Annotated in this window: 2 pseudogenes; both read left to right on the top strand. The window is 30.2% G+C overall.

From position 1 onward, the window contains the following. Window positions 1–815 (top strand): annotated as a pseudogene (locus tag C564_RS0131355) (hypothetical protein); the annotation flags it as partial. Between the two features lie 1071 nt (window positions 816–1886). Next, window positions 1887–1971, top strand: a pseudogene (locus C564_RS36590) (IS6 family transposase); the annotation flags it as partial.

Raw genomic sequence — 1971 nt, forward strand, 5'->3', positions numbered from 1 at the left:
TCTTATGTACAAAAGAAGCTGGAGAAGTACAGTATCGCGATCCATTCACGCCAAAGGTTACGTATGCACGAAAAGCTCGTTTTATTGAATCTGTGCTACAAGATATGAATATTGGTGAATTTACAAAAGACATGAATAAATTTATTCATGTACTTAAATATACATGCCACCGACAAATTCGTAGTGTAATTTATAGCTTACGTGACATGATAGATCGTAATGAAGAATATCCAAGTAAGTTAGTATATACACTGAAGAAACTATTAAACCAAACGTCACAATATCAAATTCTTGATACGGCGGCTAAGGAAGGTATCTATCCTCTTATTACACAACATGTACCTAAAGAGCAAAAAGAACAAGCTGTATTTGATTTCGGATTACATTTCTCTATGTACTCACTTCGAAACATCAAAAAGTTGTTCCGTAAAACGTATGAATTACTAAAATACAAATTTGCTGTACCTGTTACAGAGGAATCGTATCACCGCAACTATCTAAAGTATCAAGAAGAAACTTTGTTTAGAAAGTACGCCTATGAACAAGGTACAAATCTAAATGCTTATATGGCTTTAGAAATTGAAATACGTGAGCTTTTAAAAGCAAGAGGACATAAAGAGCGCTTTATTCCTAGTGATGTTCGCGAATTGTTCATTGAAAAGATAGATAGATTACCTAAAGAAACGCTTCGTGTTATTGAAGTACCAGATGACTTCAATTTGATTACATTTATGCGTGCCTTTGAAAAGTTAATACGCACTGGTATTCAAGTAACAACAGCTGAACAAGTACTTGAAGTAATAGAAACCAATTAAAAATACTTCGCTCTCTATTTTTGAAAAAATTAAAAGTAGAGGGCTATTCGTGTTTGTTCCGTTATTTGAAAGCCTTGCACTGATTCCTTATAACAACCAACTTTCGTCGATTCTATTAATAATAGAGTCTTTTTTTATGCACTCCTATACAACAACTGCACTGTAACTGACTAAATTTCCACACATACTTTCATATAAACACGTTATGAGCTGCCTTAATGCATTCAAATACCTACAAATAATCGCAAGAAAAAATTAAAATTTTGTGTATAAGTAGATAAATATAGTCGAATGTGAATAATATAATACAATAATCACTGATATAAAGGTATTCTAGTAACTTATCTATCAAAAATCATCAATATGTGTGTGAATAATGTGATAAATTCGGATTATGTTAATTATTTAGCACCTAATGTGAATGGTTTGTGGGTAAATAAAATAAAATTGTGGAAATGCAGTGGATTAATACAGAATTAAGCGCGTGAATAAATATGTTTAACAATGTATTTATTTGTTTCATTTTTTATGTAGAAATATATGTTTTTGTTTATGATTATTTGTAGTTTCTATATCAATATTATGCCTACTTTTCCGTTGTTAAATACTACTATTTTTGATTTTTTACGCTATAGCATCTTCAGAATCCTTGTGACAGTAAGAGCAACCTCCTATTTACTTGTCCTATATAAGTTTTATCTTTATATTTTAAATATATATAAGATATGTATTTATATTAGATTTTATTACAGAATTAGTTTGTTACTTGGGATAAGTTAAGCTATATATGCATAGCTCAGGAAATTATTAACTTTAATGATCTAACAGGGAAATATTAACGTTAAGTGGAATTGACGTTAGAATAAAAAATTTTGTCATTCTTTCTGATGGAACAACATTCAACAACCCTAGATTCTTCCGTATATTAGAAGAAAAATTAACAAAAACACAGCGTATTCTTTTCAGAAGAACAAAACTCGGTTCTGGTACGAAAACTTCAAGATAATTGAAAGTAATCTCTAAATCTTGGACATACTGATACTATTACTCTAAAAAAGGTACGTGATCAGTATGGAAAAGCGAAATTTATTCAAGTGGAAGCATTATCATCATGATATTATTTTGCAAACAGTAAGATGGTACCTACGGTACAACT

It is taken from the genome of Bacillus sp. 105MF, assembly GCF_000374885.1.
Classification (GTDB): domain Bacteria; phylum Bacillota; class Bacilli; order Bacillales; family Bacillaceae_G; genus Bacillus_A; species Bacillus_A pseudomycoides.